The sequence below is a fragment of the Afipia sp. Root123D2 genome, from assembly GCF_001425835.1.
GTDB lineage: Bacteria > Pseudomonadota > Alphaproteobacteria > Rhizobiales > Xanthobacteraceae > Afipia.
In genome coordinates this window covers 1,844,039-1,859,361 of sequence record NZ_LMDP01000001.1, presented here as the reverse complement: position 1 = coordinate 1,859,361, position 15,323 = coordinate 1,844,039, and the positions used below count along the sequence as shown (strand labels likewise).

General features: G+C 62.8%; 14 protein-coding genes. 12 read left to right on the top strand and 2 right to left on the bottom strand.

Annotated elements, in window-relative coordinates; translation table 11 throughout:
- Positions 1-10: 10 nt before the first annotated feature.
- Entirely contained in the window at positions 11-391 is a 381-nt protein-coding gene (locus tag ASC80_RS08935) for a VOC family protein (protein ID WP_056295238.1), read from the top strand.
- A 136-nt stretch (positions 392-527) separates the two neighbouring features.
- Here ASC80_RS08935 and ASC80_RS08930 read toward each other — a convergent pair whose 3' ends face one another.
- A complete protein-coding gene (locus tag ASC80_RS08930) occupies positions 528-1,133 on the bottom strand; it encodes an LOG family protein (RefSeq protein ID WP_056295234.1) in 606 nt (201 codons plus the stop codon).
- Positions 1,134-1,343: 210 nt separating this feature from the next.
- Here ASC80_RS08930 and ASC80_RS08925 point away from each other — a divergent pair, with 210 nt between their 5' ends.
- From ASC80_RS08925 to ASC80_RS08915, 4 genes are all read left to right on the top strand, one after another.
- Positions 1,344-3,362, top strand: coding sequence for an ABCB family ABC transporter ATP-binding protein/permease (locus tag ASC80_RS08925; protein WP_082512455.1), 2,019 nt, complete (start codon positions 1,344-1,346; stop codon positions 3,360-3,362).
- Positions 3,363-3,528: 166 nt separating this feature from the next.
- On the top strand, positions 3,529-3,750 hold the full coding sequence (locus ASC80_RS23015) for a DUF559 domain-containing protein (RefSeq protein ID WP_244487209.1): 222 nt from the start codon (positions 3,529-3,531) through the stop codon (positions 3,748-3,750).
- Between the two features lie 60 nt (positions 3,751-3,810).
- Complete coding sequence (locus ASC80_RS08920; RefSeq protein WP_283805040.1) at positions 3,811-4,551, top strand: phosphatidylserine decarboxylase; 741 nt, start codon at positions 3,811-3,813, stop codon at positions 4,549-4,551.
- A 73-nt stretch (positions 4,552-4,624) separates the two neighbouring features.
- A complete protein-coding gene (locus ASC80_RS08915) occupies positions 4,625-5,512 on the top strand; it encodes a CDP-alcohol phosphatidyltransferase family protein (protein WP_082512453.1) in 888 nt (295 codons plus the stop codon).
- 86 nt (positions 5,513-5,598) lie between these two features.
- On the opposite strand, the gene ASC80_RS08910 is transcribed toward ASC80_RS08915, so the two are convergent.
- Positions 5,599-6,069 (bottom strand): DMT family transporter, encoded by a 471-nt coding sequence (locus ASC80_RS08910; RefSeq protein ID WP_082512452.1) that lies wholly within the window; start codon positions 6,067-6,069, stop codon positions 5,599-5,601.
- A gap of 381 nt (positions 6,070-6,450) precedes the next feature.
- On the opposite strand from ASC80_RS08910, the gene ASC80_RS08905 reads away from it, so the two are divergent.
- The 7 genes from ASC80_RS08905 (at position 6,451) to ASC80_RS08875 (ending at position 15,229) form a co-directional block, all read left to right on the top strand.
- The gene (locus tag ASC80_RS08905) at positions 6,451-7,224 is read left to right on the top strand and encodes a motility protein A (protein ID WP_056295227.1); all 774 of its coding nucleotides are present in this window, start codon (positions 6,451-6,453) and stop codon (positions 7,222-7,224) included.
- 33 nt (positions 7,225-7,257) lie between these two features.
- Entirely contained in the window at positions 7,258-8,088 is an 831-nt protein-coding gene (locus ASC80_RS08900; protein ID WP_056295224.1) for an OmpA/MotB family protein, read from the top strand.
- Positions 8,089-8,247: 159 nt separating this feature from the next.
- Positions 8,248-10,149 carry a potassium transporter Kup gene (locus tag ASC80_RS08895; protein WP_056295844.1) on the top strand — a complete coding sequence of 634 codons (1,902 nt, stop codon included), beginning with the start codon at positions 8,248-8,250 and terminating at the stop codon, positions 10,147-10,149.
- Positions 10,150-10,290: 141 nt separating this feature from the next.
- Positions 10,291-12,213: a potassium transporter Kup gene (locus ASC80_RS08890; protein ID WP_056295221.1), complete on the top strand. Its 1,923-nt coding sequence runs from the start codon at positions 10,291-10,293 to the stop codon at positions 12,211-12,213.
- Between the two features lie 407 nt (positions 12,214-12,620).
- Positions 12,621-12,956, top strand: a complete 336-nt coding sequence (locus ASC80_RS08885; RefSeq protein ID WP_056295219.1) for a rhodanese-like domain-containing protein — start codon at positions 12,621-12,623, stop codon at positions 12,954-12,956.
- A gap of 8 nt (positions 12,957-12,964) precedes the next feature.
- Positions 12,965-14,122 carry an aminotransferase gene (locus ASC80_RS08880; RefSeq protein ID WP_056295840.1) on the top strand — a complete coding sequence of 386 codons (1,158 nt, stop codon included), beginning with the start codon at positions 12,965-12,967 and terminating at the stop codon, positions 14,120-14,122.
- A gap of 12 nt (positions 14,123-14,134) precedes the next feature.
- Positions 14,135-15,229, top strand: a complete 1,095-nt coding sequence (locus tag ASC80_RS08875) for a polyamine ABC transporter substrate-binding protein (RefSeq protein WP_056295216.1) — start codon at positions 14,135-14,137, stop codon at positions 15,227-15,229.
- The last annotated feature ends 94 nt before the right edge of the window (positions 15,230-15,323 follow it).

Genomic DNA, 15,323 nt, shown 5'->3' with positions numbered 1-15,323 from the left:
GAACCGCGCGATGCTCGATCACGTCTCGGTGGGGGTCAGCGATCTTGAGCGCGCGTCGCGCTTCTATGAAGCCGCGTTCGCGCCGCTCGGGCTGGCGAAACTGGTGGTGCGGCCCGCCACCGTCGGCTTCGGCAAGACTTATCCCGAATTCTGGATCAACCTGCGGCCGGACATGACGATGCTGCTGCCGGGCAGCGGCGCGCATGTCTGCCTTCGTGCGCGAGCCGTTGCCGACGTCGATGCGTTTCACGCCGCGGCGCTGAACGCGGGTGGCCTGTCCGATGGCGGACCGGGGCGGCGCCCGCACGATCGCGTCGCGTACTACGCGGCGTTTGTGTGCGATCCCGACGGCAACCGCATCGAGGTGGTGACGTTCCTGAAGGATGGGTAACCGTTGACGGGTTCGTCGAACTCAGTTGTCATGGCCGGACTTGTTCCGACCATCCCGCGAAGCACAGTGCGTCCCTCAGCAAGATGCCCGGCACAAGGCCGGGCATGACAATCTCACACCGAACAACGTCAGATGCTTACAATCCGCTCGCGACGTTCGCTTCCATGTGCTTGGTCGCTTCCGGCTCCAGCGCGGCCGCGGCTTCGAGCTTCGGCAGGATGTCCTCGACACGATCGGCGGTGAGAACTTCTACCGACAGGTTCTGCCGGATGAAGGCCTTGTCGCGCATGTGGCGGATCAGGACCAGCAGCGGGTCCCAGAACCCGGCGATGTTCGCCAGCAGGATCGGCTTGGTGTGGCGGCCAAGCTGCGCCCAGGTCAGCTGCTCGACCAGCTCTTCCAGGGTGCCGATGCCGCCGGGCAGGGCGACGAAGGCGTCGGAACGGTCGAACATCAGTTGCTTGCGCTCGTGCATGTTGTTGGTGACGATCAGCTCCTGCGCCCGTTTCAGCGCATTTTCGCGCGCGGTCAGGAAGTCGGGGATGATCCCGGTGACCCTGCCGCCATGGTCGAGGGAAGCGGTCGCAACCGCGCCCATCAGCCCGATGGAGCCGCCGCCATAGACGAGGCCGACGCCCCGACGGGCGAGCGTTGCTCCAAAGGCCGTCGCTGCTTCGATAAATCGGGGATCAGTACCGGGACCGGAACCACAGTAAACACAGACAGTATTGATTTTGCTCATATCTGCGATGTGGGATGGCATTGCGGCATCGTCAAGACGGCTTTCGTCGGCAGCCGGTCCGGTTATGCTGCGAAGCCCTTGTTACGGAAAAGAATTTTGCCCGAAGGATGCGGATGGCGGCCAAAAGTTCTATATGACGGTCGAAAGATGACCCCGACCGAGAGGATACTTGCGGCCGCCAAGAGCCGCGCCGGTCGCTCAGGACGATGAATGGCCGATACGAATTCTTCCCCGCCCGCCAGTTCTTCCCCACCAAGAGCGGCTGGCGCCATCCCGAATGACGCCAATGTTGACGGCCGGGCCGAGCGCGATTCGCTGACCGGAACGCTGGTTCATTTGTGGCCCTATCTGTGGCCGCACGATCGCTTCGATCTCAAGATGCGTGTCGTGTGGTCGATGGTGCTGCTGCTATTCGCCAAGCTCGCGACGCTGGCGGTGCCCTTCACCTTCAAATGGGCGATCGACGCGCTGAACGGGCAGGGCTCCGCGCCGGTGCAGGCGTCGAACTGGATGCTGTGGATCTTCGCGTCGCCGGTGCTGCTGACGCTGGGCTATGGCGGCATGCGCATCCTGATGGCGGTGCTGACGCAGTGGCGCGATGGCATCTTCGCCAAGGTGGCGATGCATGCGGTGCGCAAGCTTGCCTACATGACCTTCGTCCACATGCACGAGCTGTCGCTGCGCTTCCATCTCGAGCGCAAGACCGGCGGCCTCACGCGCGTGCTCGAACGCGGCCGCACCGGCATCGAGACCATGGTGCGCCTCGCGGTCCAGCAGCTCGCGCCGACCGTGGTCGAGCTGGCGTTGATGGTCGTCGTGTTGCTCTACCAGTTCGACTGGCGCTACGTGGCGATCACGGTGGTGACGGTCATCGCCTACATGTACTTCACCTATACCGCGACCGAGTGGCGGATCGACATCCGCCGCAAGATGAACGACTCCGACACCGAGGCGAACACCAAGGCGATCGACTCGCTGCTCAACTACGAGACGGTGAAGTATTTCGGTGCCGAGACGCGCGAGGCCCAGCGTTACGACAAGTCGATGGCGCGCTACGAACGCGCCAGCACCGACAGCTACACCTCGCTGGCCTGGCTCAACACCGGGCAGGCGGTGATTTTCTCTCTCGGCATCACCGCGACCATGGCGTTGTGCGCGGTCGGCATCCGCAACGGCACCAATACGGTCGGCGATTTCGTCATGATCAACGCCATGATGATTCAGCTCTACCAGCCGCTGAACTTCATGGGTTTCGTCTATCGCGAGATCAAGCAGGCGATTATCGACATCGAGAAGATGTTCGGCGTGCTGGAGCGCAATCCCGAGGTGAAGGATGCACCGGGCGCGCTGCCGTTGAAGGTATCCGCCGGCGTCGTCCGGTTCGAGGACGTGCGGTTTTCCTACGATCCCGACCGCCAGATTCTGAAAGGCCTCAGCTTCGAAGTGCCCGCCGGAAAGACGGTCGCCATCGTCGGCCCGTCGGGCGCGGGCAAGTCGACGATCTCGCGATTGCTGTTCCGCCTCTACGATATCAGCGGCGGCCGCATCACCATCGACGGGCAGGATATTCGCGGCGTCACGCAAACATCGTTGCGCTCGGCGATCGGCATGGTGCCGCAGGACACGGTGCTGTTCAACGACACCATCCGCTACAATATCCGCTATGGCCGCTGGGATGCCTCCGATGCCGAGGTCGAGACCGCGGCGCAGATGGCGCAGATCGACCGCTTCATCCGGATGTCGCCGAAAGGCTACGAGACCGAAGTCGGCGAGCGAGGCCTGAAACTGTCAGGTGGCGAGAAACAGCGTGTGGCGATTGCCCGTACCATTCTGAAAGCACCGCCGATCCTGGTGCTCGACGAGGCGACCTCTGCGCTCGACAGCCACACCGAACAGGAAATCCAGGACGAACTGGAAAAGGTCTCGCGCAACCGCACCTCGCTGGTGATCGCGCATCGGCTGTCGACCATCGTCGGTGCCGATGAAATCATCGTTCTCGATCAGGGCCGGATCGCCGAACGCGGCACCCATGGGCAGTTGCTGGCCGCATCCGGTCTCTATGCCTCGATGTGGAACAGGCAGCGCGAGGCTCAGGAAGCCCGCGAGAAGCTTGCGATGATCGGTGAAGAGGCGGCCGCGCCGAATCGCGATCCGCCGCCGATCGCCGCCCAGCCCGGTGTGGAGCCTGACGCGAGCGATCCGCTGATGACGCCCGACGCGGCGGAGTAGGGCGGAGCGATCTCTCCACGCGTCGTCCCCGCGCAGGCGGGGACCCAGCTATTTACGGGGCGCGATACTGCGTCTTCTCTCGGTGTCGTCACCGGGCTCGTCCCGGTGACCTCGATAAGGGACGCGCCGGGGCCACCTAATCGGGATGGCCGGGACAAGCCCGGCCATGACATCGAATAAATCCGCAGCATCGGTGCACCTCTGGCTGGCCGATCAGGGGTTTCGCGTGATGAGGTTCTGGAATAATGAGGTGCTGAGCAATGCGGACGCTGTGCTTGACCTGATTCTCAAGGCCGCGCGTCCTGGTCCGGTTTACCTATCTTCCGGCATGCCGCTGTGCGGCGCGCCACCCGCTCCCACACGGGGAGAGGGAATAGACAATCGCTGATCCACTCGAAGATCGCGGCGCACGATTCACATTCCCTAGGCCCATAAAAGCCACACCTTATTGGTCCATCTTCAAGTTCATTCGCAGGTCACCAAGGTTCACATGTCCATCGTCAATTCGATCCGCGCTCAGATCCCGCCCATCCATCCGGAGGGGTATCCATTCATCGGCGCGTTCGCGCTGGCGAGTCTGATCCTGTTCTGGATCTGGACGCCGCTCGGCTGGATCGGCTGCGGCCTCACGGTGTGGTGCGCGCTGTTCTTCCGCGATCCGGTCCGCGTCACGCCGGTGCGCGAGGGCATCGTCGTTTCGCCCGCCGACGGCATGGTGTCGATGATCGTGCAGGCGGTGCCGCCGGCCGAGATGGGGCTCGGCGACAAGCCGCTGACCCGCATCTCCGTGTTCATGAGCGTGTTCAACTGCCACGTGAACCGCAGCCCGGTCGCGGGACGCGTCGACCGCATCGCCTATCGTCCGGGCAAATTCATCAACGCCGAACTCGACAAGGCGAGCGAGGACAACGAGCGCAACGCGCTGGTGATCTCGACACCGGCGGGCCGCATCGGTGTGGTGCAGATCGCAGGGCTGGTGGCGCGGCGGATCGTGTCGTTCGTCCGCGAAGGACAGACCCTCGGCGCCGGGGAGCGCTTCGGGCTGATCCGGTTCGGCTCGCGCCTCGATGTGTATCTGCCCGAGGGCGGAAAGCCGCTGGTCTCCGAAGGCCAGACCGCGATTGCCGGTGAAACGGTACTTGCGGATTTCAGGCTCGGAGATGGCGGACGCGCTTACCGTCAGGATTAACTATTCCGGCGATCGGCGCAGAACCCTTTCCGCCACAATGGCGGGGCAGGGTGAGCCTTGTTATATAGAGTGCATGGACATGCTCCCCGACGACCGATTATCGCCAGATTTGCGCCGCCGCCGGTTTCGCCCGATCCCGGTGCGGATGCTGGTGCCCAACGTCATCACGCTGCTCGCGATCTGCGCGGGCCTGACCGCGATCCGGCTGTCGTATGAGGGCCGCTACGAACTGGCGCTCGGCGCCATCGTGTTCGCGGCGGTTCTCGACGGTATCGACGGACGCATCGCCCGCATGATCAAGGGCCAGTCGCGGTTCGGCGCCGAACTCGACAGTCTCGCGGACTTCGTCAATTTCGGCGTCGCGCCGGGCCTCATTCTGTATTTCTGGCAGCTGCATGATTTGAAGAACGTCGGCTGGATCGCCGCGATGATCTTCGCGATCTCGGGCGGACTGCGGCTGGCGCGTTTCAACGCCACCATGGACGATCCGAACAAGCCGCCGTTCGCCGCGAACTTCTTCACCGGAATGCCGGCCCCGGCCGGCGCGATCTGCGTGCTGCTGCCGATGTATCTGGTGTTCATCGGCGCCGACCCGCTGCCGGCGCCGCTGATCGCGATCTACACGCTGACGATCGCGTTCCTGATGGTGTCGCGGCTGCCGGTCTTTTCGGGCAAGAAGTTCGGCGGCAAGGTCGCGCCGGAAATGGTGCTGCCGGTGGTGGTGCTGGTGGTGCTGTTTATCGCCGTTCTCATCAGCTACCCGTGGCATCTGCTCAGCGTAGCCGCGCTGCTGTATCTGCTCAGCCTGCCATTTGGCGTGATGTCCTATCGCGAGCAGGAGCGGCGGATGAATCTCCAGACCGCGGCTGCGGCCGCGGCCGGGGTATCAGAACCGGTGCCGCCATATCCTGCGGCCCCCTCCGAAGAAGCCGCCGACGAACGGCCGCCCCGGCTGAACTGAACGTCGGCTGCGGCGATTCCTGATGCACACAGGCGTAAATTTACGGGCGCCTTTATCCGCGATGGACAGATCAGCTTGAGGCGCCCCTACTTAGGGACGGCCTTGGTTAGATTTCCGATTTCCATGATCGCAATCCCGGACACGATCACGACCAGACCAGCCAGCTTGGTGATATCGATTGGCCGTCTTTCCATGCCGAATAGACCGAACTGGTCGATCACGGCAGAGGTGAGAACCTGAGCAGCCAGAATGAATGCGATGAAACTGGCCGCGCCGAAACGCGGGATAATGACAGTGGCCGACAATACATAAAGGCCGATGAGCAGACCCGCGCCATAACTTATCGGCGGCGCTGATCCAAGTTGAGCAATGGTGGGCAGGCCGTAGAGCGGGAGAGTGAGTCCAAAGGCAACCAGGGCTGCCACAGCGAACATGACTGCCGTTGCTGCGAACGGGTTGCCGACGCTGCGGGCAATACCGCTATTTAGAACACCAATTAAAGGTATACCTATTCCCGCCAGGACAGACCAAGCCGCGAAAACCAAATACGAACGCATCTCAGGTGCTCCTACCGCGGGCTGGAATGGACGCTACTGTGCTTGGCGGCTGATCGTAAGCCAGAGCTCGCCCTTTTGTTACATGCCGCCTTTTCCTCAAGCTCGGCCTTATGGACCTCTAGCTGTCCATGTACAAACATTGATGCTTGGCCTCGTTCGCGTTGCTGTCAGGGAAGAAGCAGTTTCGGGTCTTCCCGAGAGGCGGAAGGTTAGACGCTTGCGTCAAAAGCCCATGAAATCCGATGTGGCGATCTAGCGTCATGTCTCCCTCAACCTCCTGTTAATACTTAAGAAGCCGTTTACGCGAATTTAATCGCACCGGCGCTAGGCTCTGACCGCGCAGCTCAGAATGGGCTGTGCCAGTGCGCGTTGGAGTGTTTGATGGATATCACGACAAGCATCGGCCTGATCATCGGTACGATCGTGATCGTGGCGATGATCTTCATGGGCGGTGACCTTCACATGTTCATCAGTGAACATGCGATGATCATCATCTTCGGCGGCTCGTTTGCCGCTACGCTCATTCGCTTCCCGTTGGTGTCCATCCTGCACGGCCTGCCGCTTGGTGCGAAATTCGCCTTCACCATGAGCCGCTCGACCGCGCGCGGCCTGGTTGACGAACTCGCCAGCATCGCCGAGATCGCCCGCAAGCAGGGGCCTGTCGGACTCGAGAAGGTCGAAACCGACGATCCGTTCCTGGCCAAGGGAATCCGTTACGTCGCCGACGGCTACGACATGGATTTCATTCGCGACAACCTCGAGCGCGACCGTGACAACTTCCTGATGCACCTCGACGAGGGCAGCAAGATCTACCGCGCCATCGGCGACTGCGCTCCGGCGTTCGGCATGATCGGCACGCTGATCGGCATGGTGCAGATGTTCGCCAACATGACCGATCCCTCGAAGCTCGGCCCGTTCATGGCGACTGCGCTGCTCGCGACGCTCTACGGCGCGCTGGTCGCCAACCTGTTCTGCCTTCCGATCGCCGACAAGCTGCATGGCAAGCTGCTCGACGAGGAAACCAACCGCACCATTATCATCGACGGCATCCTGATGATCCGCGATGCCAAGAGCCCGACCCTGGTGCGCGAAATGCTGCTGGCCTATCTGCCGGAGAAACATCGTCACGAGCAGGGCGAACCGGTGCCCGCCTGAACGGCGGTCTGACAACGGTTCGGGGGACAGGCGATGGCCAAGAAGAAACGAGGCGACGCGCACGGCGGAGGACACGGCTGGTTCGTGACGTTCGCCGATCTGATGGGCCTGATGATGAGCTTCTTCGTGATGCTCGTCGCGTTCTCCAGTCAGGATCAGCAGAAGCTGAAGATCGTCGCCGGCTCGATGCGCGACGCGTTCGGCGTGCAGACCCAGGCACGCTATTCCGGTGTGATCGAATCCGACGGCCTGCCGACGCGGCCGAAACTGAAGAACGTCGACCATATTCCGCCGGAGGAGGCGTCCAACACGCCGACGCCGGACCAGAACGACCAGAAGCGCCTTGTCGGCGCGCGTCTCAAGACCGATCGCGAATTCGCGCTCGCCTCGGCGTCGCTGCGTCAGGCGTTGCAGGACATGCCGGAAATGACCGAGTTGTCCAAGCACATCATGTTCGAGGAAACCAAGGACGGTCTCAATCTGGAGATCGTCGATCAGGACGGCCGCTCGATGTTCGCCGATGGCTCCAGGCAGCCTTACGAGCGGACGCGCAAGCTGATCCAGCGGCTCGCCGGGCCGCTCCGGCAGTCGCCGCTGCGGGTGTCGATCGTCGGCCACACGTCTTCGACCTTCGTGCAGTCCCGTCGGGATTACGATGCCTTCGATCTGTCCGCCGACCGGGCCAACGCGGTCCGGCAGATTCTCGAGCGTGAGGGCTTGCCGCCGTCCCATATCTTCGCCGTCTCGGGCAAGGCCGACACCCAGCCGCTGTTTCCGGACGATCCGTCGCTGGCCGCCAACCGCCGGGTGACGATCACCCTGATGCGGGAAAGCCCGCCATTGCCGCCGAATCTCAAGCCCTGACGGCTTGATCGCTACTATTTTACCACAAAACCCTGACGGTGGAAATCCTGTCAGGGCTTTGTGGGCTTGCAGGAGACGCGGTGCTATAAGGCCGGTCCGCCGAATGGCCGCCATCGGGGCGTCTGGATCGAAGTCACCAGCAAAGCGTTTGTTCAAGTCATGGCTGCCACCGAGACGACCACCGAAGTCCCCGATGAAGTCGAGCCCCACTCGGGCTTTTGGAAATTAACTCTCGGCAGTGTCGGCGTGGTGTTCGGCGATATCGGTACGTCGCCGCTGTATGCCTTCCGCGAAGCGGTCCACGGCGCAACCGAAGGCGGGGACGTCTCCCGGGCGGTCGTGCTCGGCGTGCTGTCGCTGATCGTGTGGGCGCTCTTCATCGTCGTCACTACCAAGTATGTGCTGTTGCTGCTGCGCGCCGACAACAACGGCGAGGGCGGTACGCTGTCGCTGATGGCGCTTGGCCAGCGCGCGCTCGGCCGCCGCTCCGGAATATTGCTCGGACTGGGCATTGTCGGCGCGGCGATGTTCCTCGGCGATTCGATGATCACCCCGGCGATCTCGGTGTTGTCGGCGGTCGAAGGCCTGAAGATCGCGGCACCGGGGCTCGAGCATTACGTCGTGCCGCTCACGGTGTTCATTCTCGTTCTTTTGTTCAGCGTCCAGAGTCACGGCACTCATCGGATCGCGTCCGCGTTCGGTCCGGTGATGATCGTCTGGTTCAGCGTTCTCGCCGTAATGGGCGCGATGCATATCTCCGACGATCCGACCGTCCTGTATGCGATCAATCCCTGGTACGCGGTCCACTTCATGCTGAACCACGGCGAGATCGGCCTCGTCGCGCTCGGCGCGGTGTTCCTCGCGGTGACCGGCGGCGAGGCGCTTTACGCCGATCTCGGCCATTTCGGCCGGAAGCCGATCCGCTCCGCGTGGTTCTTTTTCGTGCTGCCGGCGCTGCTGATCAACTATTTCGGGCAGGGCGCGCTGGTCCTGTCCCATCCCAACGCCATCGAAAACACGTTCTACCGGATGGTGCCGGAAACCTTCCTGGTGCCGCTGATCGTGCTGGCGACGATTGCCACCATCATCGCCAGCCAGGCCGTGATTACCGGCGCGTTCTCGCTGGTCCGGCAGGCGGTGCAACTCGGTCTGCTGCCGCGTTTCGAGGTCCGTTTCACTTCCGAAACCCATGCCGGGCAGATCTATCTGCCGCGCGTCAACACCCTGCTGCTGATCGGCGTGCTGCTGCTGGTCCTGATGTTCCGCACCTCGAGCGGTCTGGCCTCGGCCTACGGCATCGCGGTTTCGACCACCATGGTCGCGGACGGCATCATGGGCTTCGTGGTGGTCTGGAAATTGTGGGGCTGGCGCGCGGGCGCCGCGGCCGCGCTGATCGTGCCGCTGGTGTTTGTCGACATGACATTCTTCGCCGCCAACTTCCTCAAGCTGCTTGATGGCGCGTGGGTGCCGCTGCTGTTCGGCCTCGCGGTGGTGGTGCTGATCTGGACCTGGCGGCGCGGGGCGGCGATCCTCACCAACAAGACCCGGCGCACCGAAGTGCCGTTGCGCGACCTGATCAAGAGCCTCGAAAAACGGCCGCCGCATATCGTCAAGGGCACCGCGGTGTTCCTGACGAGCGATCCGGAATACGTCCCGACCGCGCTGCTGCACAATCTCAAGCACAACAAGGTGCTTCACGAGCACAACGTCATTCTCACCATCACCACCGCGCAGACGCCGCGCGTGGACATCCTCGATCGCGTCACCATCGAGGGCATCAGCGACAAGTTCTCGGCTGTCCGGCTCAATTTCGGCTTCATGGAGATGCCGAATGTGCCCAAGGCGCTCGCCATCGCCCGCAAGCTCGGCTGGCAGTTCGACATCATGTCGACGTCGTTCTTCGTGTCGCGGCGCTCGCTGAAGCCGGCGGCGCAATCGGGAATGCCGAAATGGCAGGACCATCTGTTCATCAGCCTGAGCCGGGCCGCCAATGACGCGACCGACTATTTCCAGATCCCGACCGGCCGCGTGGTCGAGGTTGGAACTCAGGTATCTATCTGATTCATTGATATATTTTCGCACCGTTGCGGTATGCGCTCACCGCAGGTCTGAGGCCGAAAATCAGCGCGAGATAAGCTCTGAGCGAGAGCGTATATGCCCGGCCTCTGTCATTGTGCAGTGCAACCGAGGGCCCTATCACCCATGAGCAGCATCGCGGTCGCCGCGGCGAACCAGCCGGCGGCCAATGGCCATTGCGAAGCCCATTCCACGGCAGCCTTTCCGACCCTGATGCTCGGCAGCATCGGCGTCGTCTATGGCGACATCGGCACCAGCCCCCTCTACGCCTTCCGTGAGGCGGTGACGGCGGCGGGCGCCAGCGCAACGCACGTCGATCCGAATGCCGTGCTGGGCGTGCTGTCGCTGGTGCTGTGGGCGCTGATCGTGGTGGTGACGCTGAAATACGTCCTGATCCTGCTGCGCGCCGACAACAACGGCGAGGGCGGCACCCTGGCGCTGATGGCGCTGGCGCAGCGCGCACTCGGCCCCGGCGGCGCCGGCATCGTGATGCTCGGAATCGTCAGCGGCGCCTTGTTCTACGGCGACGCGGTCATCACCCCGGCATTGTCGGTGCTGTCGGCGATCGAAGGCATGAAGCTCGCGACCGCCGCGCTCGATCCCTATGTGGTTCCGCTCACGGTGGTGATCCTGCTCGCTCTGTTCGCGGTGCAGTCGCGCGGCACCGCACGGGTCGCTGCATTGTTCGGACCGCTGATGTGCCTGTGGTTCGTGGTGATCGCGGTGGCGGCGATCCCGCCCGTGATCCGCCATCCCGAAGTGCTGTCCGCGTTCAATCCGCTGCACGCGATCTCGTTCATGATCCATCATGGCGTCATCGGACTGGTGACGCTGGGCGCGGTGTTTCTCGCCGTCACCGGCGCCGAGGCGCTTTATGCCGACCTCGGCCATTTCGGCAAGAAACCGATCCAGACCGCCTGGCTCGTGATCGTGCTGCCGTCGCTGGCGCTGAACTATCTCGGGCAGGGTGCGATCGTGCTCCACAATCCGCGCGCCGTCGAAAACCCGTTCTTCCTGATGTATCCCGACTGGGCGCTGGTGCCGATGGTGGTGCTTGCGACCGTTGCCACGGTGATCGCCAGCCAGGCCGTCATCACCGGAGCCTATTCGCTGACACGGCAGGCGATTCAACTCGGCCTGATGCCGCGCTTCGAGATCCGCCACACCTCCGAGGCCCACGCCGGCCAGATCTACATTCCCCGCGTCACGCTGCTGCTGCTGATCGCCGTGCTGCTGCTGGTGGTGCTGTTCCGCTCGTCGAGCGCGCTGGCCTCGGCCTATGGCATCGCCGTCACCGGCACCATGGTGGTGACGGCGACGATGGGTTTCGTCGTGATCTGGAAGGTATGGAAGTGGCACCCGCTTGCCGCCGCGGCCCTGATCGCACCGTTCCTGCTGCTCGACCTGACCTTCCTGTCCGCCAACCTGCTCAAGGTGTTCGAGGGCGGTTGGGTGCCGCTGGTGCTCGGCGGCGTGGTGATGCTGCTGATGTACACCTGGCGGCGCGGCAGCCGGATCCTGCATCAGAAATCGCACAAGCAGGAAATCCCGCTGGCGGAACTGGTGGCGATGCTGGAGAAGAAACCGCCGCAGCGCGTGGCGGGTACGGCGGTGTTCCTGACCAGCAATCCGGATTTTGCGCCGACCGCGCTGATGCACAGCCTGAAGCACTACAAGGTGCTGCATCAGAAGAACGTCATTCTCACCATCGAGACCGCGCCGACGCCGCGCGTCGATCCGGGCGAGCGTGTCCGGCTCGAGGAGATCAGCGAGGGGTTTTCCCGTGTCGCGCTGCGCTTCGGCTTCATGGAATCGCCCAACGTGCCGAAGGCGCTCGCCATCGCCCGCAAGCTCGGCTGGCAGTTCGACATCATGTCGACGTCGTTCTTCCTGTCGCGCCGTGCCCTGAAACCGGCGGCCAAATCCGAAATGCCGGGCTGGCAGGATCGCCTGTTCATCGCGCTGTCCCGCGCTGCCAACGACGCCACCGATTATTACCAGATCCCGACCGGCCGGGTGGTCGAAGTCGGCACGCAGGTGTCGATTTAGCGATCGTAGCCCGGATGCAGCGAAGCGAAATCCGGGTCTCATAAGACCATCATCCCGCATTGCGCTGCGCTTCATGCGGGCTACGGGTGGGTGTCGCGCTCGAAAGCACTCAGCACTTTTAAGCATCTTACTTCACTGATCGCTTTTTGAGCCCGTATCCCGGGCGCGTCGCAGCGTTCCTTACGTTGCGACGCAGACCCGGGATCGTTCCACACTCGGTGTTTGGGACGGCTCCGGATCAGCGGAGCGGCATAAAAGATGCCGCGCCGCGTCCGGGGCATGGGCATGACGATTTAGTGCAATCGGGATTTCAGCCTTCTTATTTACCCCCCTCCGGCGCTTGATTTTGTCCGCACAAAAAGGGAGTTTGACGCCCGAAAAAAAGCGGACCAAGCCGGGAGGCCACAGTGCCCGATAAAGCCGATCAAGTTCACGATCTCACGCCTGAAGAGGTGGCCCGAGGATTGACCGAAGGGCGCTATCTGCTCGTCGACGTGCGTGAGTTCAACGAGGTTTCCGCCGAGGCCTATCCCGACGCGGTGGTGCTGCCGCTCTCGATTTTCGATCCCGACGAGATTCCCGATCCGCAAGGCAGGACGGTGGTGTTCGCCTGCCGTTCCGGCAAGCGTTCGGTGACCGCCTCGCTTGCCGCGCAGGCCGGCGGCAAGCCGTACGATTCTCATCTCGCCGGCGGGATGCTGGCATGGAAGGCCGCGGGTCTTCCGTCGAAGACGGGCGGCTGACGCGCATCATGAATCCTGTTTTTGCGGACCTGCCGGTCACGATCTTCGAAGCGATGTCGCAACTTGCGCGCGACCACAACGCCATCAATCTCGGACAGGGCTTCCCGGACGATCCGGGGCCGGAGGATATTCGCCTGAAGGCGGCCGACGCCATCGTCAACGGCTACAACCAGTATCCGTCGATGATGGGCATTCCTGAACTGCGTCAGGCGATCGCCACGCATTACCGCCACTGGCATCACCTCGATCTCGATCCGATGAGCGAAGTGCTGGTGACCTCGGGCGGCACCGAAGCCATCGCCAGCGCGGTGCTCGGCCTCGTGCAGGCGGGCGACGAAGTGATCGTGTTTCCGCCGGCTTACGACGCCTACAATCCGCTGATCCGCGCTGCCGGCGGCGTGGCGAAATTCGTCCGGCTGGAGCCGCCGCACTGGCGGATTCCGGAGGAGGCGCTGCGCGCCGCGATCACGCCGAAGACCAAATACCTGATGTTTAACAATCCGCTCAATCCGGCGGCGGTGGTCTATCCGCGCGAGGACCTCGAACTGCTGGCGCGGATCTGTCAGGAGCACAACATCATCGCGATCTGCGACGAGGTGTGGGAGCACGTCACCTTCGACGGCCTCGAACACACACCGCTGATCGCCATTCCGGGAATGCGCGACCGCACCGTGAAGATCGGTTCCGCCGGAAAGATTTTCGGCCTCACCGGATGGAAGGTCGGCTTCATCTGCGCCGCTCCGCAATTGCTGCGCGTGCTGGCGAAGTCGCATCAGTTTCTCACCTTCACCACCGCGCCCAATCTGCAGGTCGCGGTGGCTTACGGTCTCGGCAAGTCCGACGACTACTTCATGCGGGCGCGCGCCGAGCTGGCGCGCAGCCGCGACCGGCTGAGCAACGGGCTCGCGAGCCTCGGCTTTCCGGTGATCAAGTCGCAGGGGACGTATTTCGTCACCGTCGATCTCAAGCCGCTCGGCCTGAACGAAACCGACGAGCAGTTCTCGCGCCGTCTGGTCGCGGACTACAAGGTGGCGTCGGTGCCGGTGTCGGCGTTCTACGAATCCGACGCGGTGACGTCGGTGATCCGCTTCTGCTTCTGCAAGAAGGATGCGGTGATCGACGAGGCACTGGAACGGCTGACCCGCGCGGTGCGCGGCGGCGGTTAGGGAGGGTTTGCGATGCGTCTTGTCGCATGGTCGCTCGCGATGGCAGGATTGATGGTGTCGGTGTCGGCGCAGGCTGCCGACCGCGTCGTCAACTTCTACAACTGGTCGAGCTACATGGCACCGGGGGTGCTGGACGAGTTCACCAAGGAGACCGGCATCAAGGTGGTCTACGACACTTTTGATGCCAACGAGACGCTGGAGACGCGGCTGCTCGCGGGCAAGTCCGGCTACGACCTCGTGGTGCCGACGGCGTATTTCCTGCAGCGCCAGATCGCGGCCGGCGTGTTCCAGAAGCTCGATAAATCGAAGCTGCCGAACCTCGCCAATGCGTGGCCGGAAATCACCGCGAAGCTCGCGATCTATGATCCCGGTAATGTCTATGCCGCCAATTACATGTGGGGCACCACCGGCATCGGCTACAACGTCAAGAAGGTGCGCGAGATTCTCGGGCCGGATGCAAAAGTCGACTCGTGGGACATCGTCTTCAATCCCGACAACCTTGCGAAGTTCAAGGATTGCGGCGTCCACATGCTGGACTCGCCGGACGATATTCTTCCTGCGGCGCTGACCTGGCTGAAAAAACGCGATCCGAATTCGACCAAGCGCGAAGATCTGGAGAAGGCGGCGGAAGCCGTCAGCAAGGTGCGGCCGTTCGTGCGCAAATTCCATTCGTCTGAATATCTCAACGGACTCGCCACCGGCGAAATCTGTTTCGTGGTCGGCTGGTCCGGCGACATCAAGCAGGCGCAGCGCCGCGCGGCGGAATCGAACAACGGCGTCGAGATCGGCTATGCGATCCCGAAGGAAGGCGCGCAGATGTTCTTCGACAATTTCTCCATTCCGGCGGATGCGAAAAACGTCGATGAAGCCTATGCGCTGATCAACTATCTCTATCGCCCGGACGTCGCGGCGAAAAACTCGGACTTCCTGTCCTATGCCAACGGCAACCTCGCCAGCCAGAAGCTGATCGATCCGAAGGTCATCAACGACAAGACGATCTATCCGGACGAGGCGACGATGAAGAAGCTGTTCGTCGTCACCGCGCGCGATCCGGCGACGCAGCGGATCATCAACCGCCTTTGGACGCGGGTGAAGACGGGACGGTGAGGCAATTTCGAGTTCGTCATGCGCGGGCTTGACCCGCGCATCCACGTCTTTGTTTGAGCGATCGCCAAAGACGTGGATGGCCGGAATAAATCCG

Excerpts from the sequence above, each read along its gene's own strand:
- ASC80_RS08935 (WP_056295238.1), top strand. The coding sequence starts at position 11 with ATGCTCGATCACGTCTCGGTGGGGGTCAGCGATCTTGAGCGCGCGTCG.
- ASC80_RS08930 (WP_056295234.1), bottom strand. The coding sequence starts at position 1,133 with ATGAGCAAAATCAATACTGTCTGTGTTTACTGTGGTTCCGGTCCCGGT.
- ASC80_RS08925 (WP_082512455.1), top strand. The coding sequence starts at position 1,344 with ATGGCCGATACGAATTCTTCCCCGCCCGCCAGTTCTTCCCCACCAAGA.
- ASC80_RS23015 (WP_244487209.1), top strand. The coding sequence starts at position 3,529 with ATGACATCGAATAAATCCGCAGCATCGGTGCACCTCTGGCTGGCCGAT.
- ASC80_RS08915 (WP_082512453.1), top strand. The coding sequence starts at position 4,625 with ATGGACATGCTCCCCGACGACCGATTATCGCCAGATTTGCGCCGCCGC.
- ASC80_RS08910 (WP_082512452.1), bottom strand. The coding sequence starts at position 6,069 with ATGCGTTCGTATTTGGTTTTCGCGGCTTGGTCTGTCCTGGCGGGAATA.
- ASC80_RS08905 (WP_056295227.1), top strand. The coding sequence starts at position 6,451 with ATGGATATCACGACAAGCATCGGCCTGATCATCGGTACGATCGTGATC.
- ASC80_RS08900 (WP_056295224.1), top strand. The coding sequence starts at position 7,258 with ATGGCCAAGAAGAAACGAGGCGACGCGCACGGCGGAGGACACGGCTGG.
- ASC80_RS08895 (WP_056295844.1), top strand. The coding sequence starts at position 8,248 with ATGGCTGCCACCGAGACGACCACCGAAGTCCCCGATGAAGTCGAGCCC.
- ASC80_RS08890 (WP_056295221.1), top strand. The coding sequence starts at position 10,291 with ATGAGCAGCATCGCGGTCGCCGCGGCGAACCAGCCGGCGGCCAATGGC.
- ASC80_RS08880 (WP_056295840.1), top strand. The coding sequence starts at position 12,965 with ATGAATCCTGTTTTTGCGGACCTGCCGGTCACGATCTTCGAAGCGATG.
- ASC80_RS08875 (WP_056295216.1), top strand. The coding sequence starts at position 14,135 with ATGCGTCTTGTCGCATGGTCGCTCGCGATGGCAGGATTGATGGTGTCG.